At 30.8% G+C, this 9,441-nt stretch carries 8 protein-coding genes, 1 pseudogene and 1 other annotated feature; of the genes and pseudogenes, 8 read left to right on the plus strand and 1 reads right to left on the minus strand.

Translation table 11 applies throughout. The annotated features are described in order from the left end of the window. Positions 1-193: 193 nt before the first annotated feature. Entirely contained in the window at positions 194-1,597 is a 1,404-nt protein-coding gene (ftsH, locus tag MR593_RS12070; protein ID WP_290693279.1) for an ATP-dependent zinc metalloprotease FtsH, read from the minus strand. Between the two features lie 560 nt (positions 1,598-2,157). On the opposite strand from ftsH, the gene infC reads away from it, so the two are divergent. From infC to pheT, 8 genes and pseudogenes are all read left to right on the plus strand, one after another. Further along, positions 2,158-2,658 carry a translation initiation factor IF-3 gene (gene infC / locus MR593_RS12075; RefSeq protein WP_331474849.1) on the plus strand — a complete coding sequence of 167 codons (501 nt, stop codon included), beginning with the start codon at positions 2,158-2,160 and terminating at the stop codon, positions 2,656-2,658. Positions 2,659-2,701: 43 nt separating this feature from the next. Next, positions 2,702-2,899, plus strand: coding sequence for a 50S ribosomal protein L35 (rpmI, locus tag MR593_RS12080; RefSeq protein ID WP_290693282.1), 198 nt, complete (start codon positions 2,702-2,704; stop codon positions 2,897-2,899). A 75-nt stretch (positions 2,900-2,974) separates the two neighbouring features. Continuing rightward, entirely contained in the window at positions 2,975-3,331 is a 357-nt protein-coding gene (rplT, locus tag MR593_RS12085) for a 50S ribosomal protein L20 (RefSeq protein WP_290693285.1), read from the plus strand. A gap of 159 nt (positions 3,332-3,490) precedes the next feature. Continuing rightward, on the plus strand, positions 3,491-4,870 hold the full coding sequence (locus MR593_RS12090) for a TrkH family potassium uptake protein (protein ID WP_290693288.1): 1,380 nt from the start codon (positions 3,491-3,493) through the stop codon (positions 4,868-4,870). 22 nt (positions 4,871-4,892) lie between these two features. After that, positions 4,893-5,582 carry a potassium channel family protein gene (locus tag MR593_RS12095; protein ID WP_290693291.1) on the plus strand — a complete coding sequence of 230 codons (690 nt, stop codon included), beginning with the start codon at positions 4,893-4,895 and terminating at the stop codon, positions 5,580-5,582. A gap of 12 nt (positions 5,583-5,594) precedes the next feature. After that, positions 5,595-6,392, plus strand: coding sequence for a TrmH family RNA methyltransferase (locus tag MR593_RS12100; protein WP_290693293.1), 798 nt, complete (start codon positions 5,595-5,597; stop codon positions 6,390-6,392). 76 nt (positions 6,393-6,468) lie between these two features. After that, positions 6,469-6,697: a binding site (T-box leader), on the plus strand. Between the two features lie 74 nt (positions 6,698-6,771). Further along, positions 6,772-7,794, plus strand: coding sequence for a phenylalanine--tRNA ligase subunit alpha (pheS, locus tag MR593_RS12105; protein WP_290693296.1), 1,023 nt, complete (start codon positions 6,772-6,774; stop codon positions 7,792-7,794). Positions 7,795-7,879: 85 nt separating this feature from the next. Next, a pseudogene (gene pheT / locus MR593_RS12110) lies at positions 7,880-9,441 on the plus strand (phenylalanine--tRNA ligase subunit beta); the annotation flags it as partial.

Here is a 9,441-nt window from a genome sequence, read left to right on the forward strand (position 1 = left end):
GTTAGATCTAGAGACAAAGGTGAAATGGGTAGCTTAGCATTAGATGAATTTATAGCTATGGTATGCCAAGAAGTTGAAGACAAAGTTAATGTAATTCAAAAATAATTAAATAATAAATAGTGGCTTATTTATAAAAAAAGATATAGCGATGTAGATTGGAAATTCTGCATCGCTATATCTTTTTTGTATAATTTTAATTTGCTGCTTCTTTTTTGATTAAATCCTCTAATTCCTCACAAGTCATAGTTTCATTTTCAAATAAGAAGTTAGAAACTATATGTAAGTCGTGAATATTTTCTTTTAAAAGACTTAATGTCTTGTCATAGCAGCTGTTGACGATATGGTTTATTTCTTTTTGGATGTCTTTTGATAAAAATGATTTTGCATCTTTATCAATTGTTATAAGTCCTAGTCTACTCATACCGTAATCACAGACCATATTAGTTGCTATATCTGTGACTTTTTGTAGGTCGTCTTTAGCTCCAGTTGATTGATGGTCGAAGATTAATTCTTCTGCTGCTTTACCAGCTAGTAAAATTTGCATTTTTGATATTAGCTCTGTTTTTGTATAGATATATCTATCTTCGTCTGGGAGTTGAAGGACGTATCCCAATGCTTCTCCCCTAGGTATTATAGATATTTTTTGTATTTTACAGAGGTTTAATATATTGCTGACAAGAGCATGTCCAGCCTCGTGATAAGACACGATTTTCTTTTCTTTTTCAATTAAAACAGAGCTTTTAGATTCAACACCTGCGATAACTCTCTCAAGGGCTTTATCAAAGTGTTCAGATGTTATAAGCTCACTGTCATCTCTAACAGCAAATATTGCGGCTTCATTAGCTATATTAGCTAAATGTGCGCCGTTAAATCCATGTGTTTTTTTTGCTAATAAATCTAAATCTACTGATTTATCTAGTGGTTTGTTGTTAGTATGAACTTTTAAAATCTCATATCTAGTGCGGACATTTGGAGAGCTTATATGAACATGTCTGTCAAATCGTCCAGGTCTCAAAAGCGCGTCATCTAGGAGATCTAGTCTATTAGTAGCTCCTATTATGATGACATTAGAGTCCTTGTTGAAGCCATCCATTTCTACTAATAGCTGGTTTAATGTTTGGTCCTTTTCGTTGTTGCTCTCTAAGTGTCGTTTAGCTCCTATGGCATCTATCTCATCTATAAAAATTATACTTGGAGCTTCCTTTCTAGCTTTTTCGAATAGAGTTCTAACTCTTTTAGCACCTACACCTACATATTTTTCGACGAATTCAGAGCCAGTGACGTTGAAAAATGATGAATTTGTCTCTCCTGCAACTGCAGATGCCAATAATGTTTTACCAGTGCCAGGAGGACCGTAAAATAAGATTCCTTTAGGAATTTTTGCTCCCATTTTTTGGTATTTTTCTGGTGATTTCATAAAATCTACAACTTCGAAGAGTTCTTCTTTTATCTCATCAAGTCCAGCTACATCTCTAAATGTTGTCTTGGACTTTGTGCCTACTGAGCCATCAGTATTGCATTCCTTTTCGAGTTTAGTTTGAGCAAAAACGGGAACTGGGTTATTAAGTTTTTTAAAAAAATTGTTAAGTAAGTTCATATTTTGCACCTCAGGTAATAGAATTTTGATTTATTTTATTTTTTCCAATGATGTAAAGTTTTATTATGATTTTATAAAAAAATAAACTATGTAAACTAAGATGTCATAAATAAGTATAACCAGCTCAACTTTTATTATTCTAAAAAAATGAAATACTACAATTAAAATCTATTATAAGTAGATAGTCAAATAAGAGAGGATATATTTTACAGGTGAATTATCGTCGATAATGAGTTATAATAAAATATAGTTTCAGAAATGAAGCTTGTTGCATATTATATATTGAGATTGTAATAAAAATAATAAATAAAAAGTAGTTGACATAGATTAATAAAAGTTATATAATTTATACGGTAACGAGATAGAAGATATAAAACAAGAAGAATTCATTCTCACCTTACGACGAAGGTTAGTAAGGTTAATATAAGCAAGCTATCATATCCTTATTGGAAATGATATTAATTTTGATGACTTATAGCGGATGAATTTATTCATTCGCTTTTTATTTTATATTTAATATAATAATTTGGAGGTGTCCTACAATTAGCAAAGAATTATCAATCAATGATCAAATAAGAGATAAAGAATTAAGAATAATCTCTGAAACTGGAGAACAACTTGGAATAATGTCTGCCAGAGAAGCTCAAATAATAGCAAATGGAAAAAATTTAGACTTAGTAAAAATTTCTCCTAATGCTAAACCACCAGTTTGTAAAATTATGGACTATGGTAAATACAAATATGAACAAACTAGAAAAGAAAAAGAAGCTAAAAAGAAACAAAAAACAATAGCAGTTAAGGAAATAAGATTAAGACCTGGTATCGAATCAAATGACTTGAATACTAAAGCGAATAATGCTATTAAGTTCCTTAAAAAAGGCGACAAGGTAAAAGTAGAACTTCGTTTTAGAGGTAGAGAATTAGGACATAAAGACATTGGTAAAGAAGTAATGCTTAAATTTATAGAAATAGTTAAAGAGTTTGGTGAACCAGTGAAAGCCCCTGCATTTGAAGGGAACAACATGGTTGTAATTATAGATCCAAAAAAACAAACAAAATAAAGAAATAGATTTAATGACGATTAACTGAGAGGAGGAAGTTATCATGCCAAAAATGAAAACTCATAGAGGAGCAGCAAAAAGACTTAGAAAAACAGGAACTGGAAAATTAAAAAGAAATAAAGCTTATAAAAGTCATATATTAACTAAAAAATCTCCAAAAACAAAAATGAACTTAAGAAAATCAGCTATAGTTAGTGAAGGAGATGCTAAGAGAGTAGCTCAATTATTACCATACAAATAAGAATAGCTAATCAGAACGGGTTAGTACAAAAAACAAAAATAAAAAATAATTAAAAAACATAAGGAGGTCATGAACATGGCAAGAGTTAAAGGCGCAATGAACGCTCGTAAAAAACATAAAAAAGTGTTAAAACTTGCAAAAGGATTCAGAGGATCTAGAAGCAAATTATATAGACCAGCAAATACTTTCGTAATGAAAGCATTAAAAAATGCATATATAGGAAGAAAATTAAAGAAAAGAGACTTCAGAAAACTTTGGATACAAAGAATAAATGCAGCTGCTAGAATGAATGGAATATCTTATTCAAGATTAATGAATGGATTAAAATTAGCAGGTGTTGAAGTTAACAGAAAAATGTTATCTGAAATGGCTATACAAGATCCAGCTGGATTTGCTCAATTAGTAGAAGTAGCTAAAGCTAAATTAGCTTAATCATAACATTGATTATATAAGAAATAATAGCGGACTCAATTTGAGTTCGCTTTTTTAGTATTAAATAAAATTTAAAGAAATTTGAAGATTATTGTTAAAAAACGATATTTATCATATAATATGATTGATTTTAATAAATATAGAGGAGGCATTTTTACGTTGAAAATCATAGATAAAAATATGTTTAAGTTTCTTCAAAAGTGGAGTGCAGTTCAGATTATAACGGTCGGATTTTTACTTATAATATTATTTGGAGCATTAGTATTATCTCTGCCAGTTTGCAGTGCTGATGGCTCTAGTACTAATTTTATAGATTCACTTTTTACTGCGACATCTGCAGTATGTGTTACAGGATTGGTTGTATTTGATACATCTGTGCATTGGAGCTTATTGGGTAAGGTTGTGATAATATCGTTAATCCAAATTGGCGGCTTGGGATTTATGACAATAGCCACAATGATATCTTTAATTAGAGGAAAGAAAATCAATTTAAAGGAAAGACTAATAATACAAGAATCTCTAAATCAATTTGATTTATCTGGAATTGTAAATCTGACAAGACAGATAATTTTTATGGTTTTTACTATTGAAGCTGTCGGTGGAATTTTGCTATCTATAAATTTTATTCCTAAGCTTGGACCTGTAAAGGGGTTGATGTATGGAATGTTCCACTCAATTTCTGCGTTTTGTAATGCAGGATTTGATTTGATGGGATCTATAAGTGGACAATTTTCATCATTGACATCTTTATACGACAATATTTTTGCGATGATAGTTATATCTTTATTGATAATACTTGGAGGGATAGGATATCCTGTTATACTAGATTTTTTGAAAAATAAAAGAATTTCTAAATTAAATGCACATTCAAAGCTTGTAATTGCATCCACAGCGATACTTTTATTGATAGGATTTGTATTTGTATTTGCTGTAGAATATAACAATCCAGATACTCTAGGCAATATGAATATGAAAGGGAAGCTTCTTTCTTCAGCATTCCAATCTACAACACTTAGAACAGCTGGATTTAATAGTATAGATTTATCCTTAACAAAGGAATCAACTATATTTTTAATGATAATATTTATGTTTATCGGGGCTTCACCAGCATCTACTGGTGGAGGTATAAAGACGACTACAATAGCTGTATTATTTTTAACTGTTAAGGATTTCTTATTTGGAAAGGACCAGATACAAATTTTTGAAAGAAGTATAAGTACTGAAACTATTAGAAAATCAATGGTTATATTCTTTATGGCTATATCTATAGTTATAGTTGGGACATTGGCTCTATCTTTAACAAATCCACAATTTTCTATTTTAGAGTGTGCGTTTGAGGTTACATCAGCATATGCAACAGTAGGGCTTAGCATAGGAGGAAGTCCTAATTTAAATATTATAGGAAAGTTTATAATAATGATTTTGATGTTCTTAGGAAGAGTAGGTTCTCTGACTATATTTACAGCTATTTTATCAATAAATATAGCTAAAAAGGATAGAAATATAAAACGACCAAATGGAAAAATAATAGTAGGTTAATAATAGATAAGAGGTATAGATTATGAAAAAAACATTTTATAGTAATAGTAGTAAAGGCAAACAATATATTGTAATCGGATGTGGTAGATTTGGTTCATCTGTAGCTACAAAAATGTGTGAATTTGGAAATGAAGTAATGGTTATAGATAAAAGTGAAGATGCAATTGATGATATAGCTGAAAAAGTAACACATGCAGCAATATTAGATGTTACAGATGAAAGAGATTTAAAGAGCATCGGATTAGGAAATTTTGATGTGGCAATAGTTGCAATTAGTTCAGATATAAGAGCTTCTATTATGGCAACAATTATGGCGAAGGAGCTAGGTGTACCTAAAATAGTATGTAAGGCTAAGGATGAGTTACAAGCAAAGGTTTTATATAAAATCGGAGCAGACAAAGTAGTTTTTCCAGAGAGAGATATGGGAGTTAGACTTGCCTATAGTCTAGCATCAGAAAATATTTTAGATCAAATTAATTTAGATCCAGAGTATTCTATTATGGAGATTGTAACTCCTCAAAGCTGGGTTGGTAAGACAATCATCGAATTAAATTTAAGAGCAAAATACGATATTACAGTACTAGCTGTAAAAACAAAGAGTGGTCTAAAGGTAATGCCTTCTCCAAAGTATAAAATGGAGGAAGAAAACATTTTAGTTATTATAGGAAATATAGAAAAGATAAACGATATAATTTCAAATCAAGAAATTTAATTAGGAGGTCTAATGATTAATTTTATAAAGAGTAAAGATAACGACAAGGTCAAATATACAAAGCCTCTACTAAAAACTAAAGGTAGAAATAAAGAGAAGAAATTTATAATCGAAGGATATAGAATTTTGACTCTAGCATTAGAATGTGATGCCCATTTAGAATATGTTTTTATAAATGAAGACTTTGAAAAGAAACAAGAGCATAAATCGTTTTTAACTTTATTAGAAAACAAAGGCATAAGAATATACAAAACTACTAATAAAATCTTCTTAGAAATGGTAGACACAGAAAATACACAGGGAATTTTAGGCGTATTAAAGTATAAAGAGAGAGATTTGGTAAATAATATAAGTAAAGATAATAAGTTTGTTTTAATTTTAGATAGGATACAAGACCCTGGCAATATGGGAACTATAATAAGAACTGCCGATAGTGCTGGTGTAGATGCTATCATACTTCTAAAGGGATGCGTTGATATTTATAATCCAAAGGTAATTAGATCTACTATGGGTTCTATATTTGATATGAATATAATTCACGCTACTCAGGATGAGACAGTAGATTTTTTGAAGCAAAATGGATTTAATATAGTATCTAGCTATCTACAGACAGATAATTACTACCATGAGACTAATTACGAAGGCAAGATTGCATTAGTAATAGGAAATGAAGCGAATGGCATTAACGATGATTTAATTTCTAAGTCAGATAAGCTAATAAAGATTCCTATATATGGGAAGGCAGAGTCTTTAAATGCAGCAATAAGCGCTGCTATACTGATGTATGAGATCAAAAAATATTTAATTTAATATGTTGAAAGCCAAAAATACATATGTTATAATGAGTTGTATCATGAAAACGTGAGATATTTTCAAATAAATACCAAAAGTTGCGATGAAGGAGAAAAGTATTTTAAATAATTCTATACAGAGAATAATACCAAGGCTGAGAGTATTACATAGATAGTTTAAAGGAAGTTCGCTCTGGAGCATTGAAGTTGAAATTATAGTAGGCTTTGACGTTTGAAACGCGTTAAGTTTCTTCGAGTGGTTTATAGACTTTTGTTTATAAGCTACTAGGGTGGTACCGCGAAATAATAGCTTTCGTCCCTAGCTGGGATGAAGGCTTTTTTTATTTAGAAAAATAATTAGAATTTTAATAATAAAATTTGGAAAGGGTGAAATAAACGTGAAAGAACAATTACTTAATTTAAAAGAAGCTGCTTTACAAGATATAAAAGCTACTTCTGCTATGGAAGAATTAGATAGCACAAGAGTAAAATATTTAGGGAAAAAAGGTGAATTAACTAAATTATTAAAAGGTATGGGTAAATTATCTTCAGAAGAAAGACCAGTTGTAGGTAAGATTGCCAATGAAGTAAGAGAAGCTATAGAAACATCAATAAACGATAAGAGAGCAGATCTTAAAAAGGCAGAACGAGAAGCTAAATTACAATCAGAAGTTATAGATGTAACTATGCCAGGGAAAACTTTCAATGTAGGTAAAAAACATCCAATAACTCAAATAATAGACGAAGTTGCAGAAATATTTATGGGAATCGGATTTTCAGTAGTTGAAGGGCCAGAAGTTGAAACAGTAGAAAACAACTTCGATGCATTAAATGCACCAAAAGACCATCCATCAAGAGATATGACTGATACATTCTACTTCAACGAAGAATTATTACTTAGAACTCAAACATCTCCAGTTCAAATAAGAACAATGAGAAGCCAAGAGTTACCAATAAAAATAATATCTCCAGGTAGATGCTTCAGAAATGACTCATTAGATGCAACACATTCACCAATGTTCCATCAAATAGAAGGATTAGTAGTAGGTAAAGATATAACAATGGCTCAATTCAAAGGAACTGTAGAAACTTTCGTTAAGAAGTTATTCGGTGAAAATACTAAGACTAAATTTAGACCACATAACTTCCCATTCACAGAACCAAGTGCAGAAGTTGATGTTAGTTGCTTCAAATGCGGTGGTAAAGGATGTCCAATGTGTAAAGGTGAAGGTTGGATAGAAATATTAGGTTCAGGTATGGTACATCCAAACGTACTTAGAAACTGTGGAATAGACCCTGAAGTTTATTCTGGATTTGCTTTTGGTATGGGTGTTGAAAGACTTGCAATGCTTAAATACGAAATAGACGATATAAGACTTTTAGTTGAGAATGATATAAGATTCTTAGATCAATTTAAATAGGATTTATTTTAAGTAGAAGATTTTATAAGAAAATTCGATATAGATTTAAACAATATAAATTGAAATAGAAATTAGGAGGAATAAAATGTTAGTACCTGTAAAATGGCTTAAAGATTACGTTGATATAGATATGGATTCAGTTACATTCGCTGATATGATGACAATGACAGGAACAAAAACTGAAACTGTAGAATTCTTTGGAGAAGGAATAGAAAATGTAGTAGTTGGAAAAATAGTAGAATTAAAACAACATCCAAATGCTGACAAATTAGTAGTTGGTCAAGTAGACATTGGAAATGGAAAAACAGTTCAAATATGCACAGGAGCTCCAAATGTACACGAAGGAGATGTAATTCCAGTAGCATTAGATAACTCTAAATTACCAGGAGGAGTTGAAATACATACTTCTGAATTAAGAGGTGTATTATCAGAAGGTATGATGTGTTCTGCTAAGGAATTAGGAATAGATGAATTTTATGTAGCAGACGAAAGTAAAAACGGTATATACTTATTAAATGATTTTGAAGGTATGGATTTAGGAAAAGACATCAAAGAAGCATTAGGTTTATACGATGCAGTTATAGACTTCGAATTAACTGCTAATAGACCTGACTGTAGATCTATGATAGGTATAGCTAGAGAAGCAGCTGTAACTATAGGCAAAAAAATAAAATATCCAGAAATCACAGTAAAAGAATGTGACGAAGAAATAGATTTTGATGTTAAGGTTGAAAATCCAGACTTATGTATGAGATATGGAGCTAGAATAGTTAAAGACGTTAAAATAGGACCATCTCCATACTGGATGCAAAGAAGATTAATAGAAGCAGGGGTTAGACCAATAAATAACATAGTTGATATAACAAACTTCGTAATGCTTGAATATGGTCAACCACTACATGCTTTCGATTTAAACCAAGTTCCAACAGGAAAAATAGTAGTAAGAACTGCAAAAGAAGGAGAAAAATTCACTACACTAGATAACGTAGAAAGAACATTAGATGATCAAATGCTAGTTATAACTGACGGTGAAAAATCTATAGGTCTAGCTGGTGTAATGGGTGGTTTAAACTCAGAAATAACAGATGAAACTACAGACGTTTTATTCGAAGGAGCAGCCTTCAATGCTGAAAATATAAGAAGAACTTCTAAGAAATTAGGACTTAGAACAGAAGCTTCAGGAAGATACGAAAAAGGTGTTGCTACAGAAACTTCAAAAACTGGTGTTGAAAGAGCATGCCAATTAGTTGAAATGCTAGGATGTGGACGTGTTCTTAAAGGAATAGCAGAAGATTACCCAACTAAACAAGAAAAAGTAGTATTAAACGTAAATCCATCTAGAATAATTAAAAACATAGGTGCTCCTATAACTTTAGATGAATTCGTTAAAATACTAGAAGACTTAGAATTTAAATGCGATTTAAAATCACCAGAAGAAATAGAAATAGAAGTTCCAGACTACAGATTAGATATGGAACAAGAAGCTGACGTATACGAAGAAATAGCTAGAATATACGGTTTCGATAAAATACCTTCAGCTCAATTAGAAGGAAACGCAACTGCTGGTGTATAAACTGATAGACAAAAATTTTTGGATAAGATAAAAGTTACTGCAACTAGTTTAGGTTTATTTGTATTATTAACTTA

The organism is Intestinibacter sp. (genome assembly GCF_022780145.1).
Taxonomy (GTDB): domain Bacteria; phylum Bacillota; class Clostridia; order Peptostreptococcales; family Peptostreptococcaceae; genus Intestinibacter.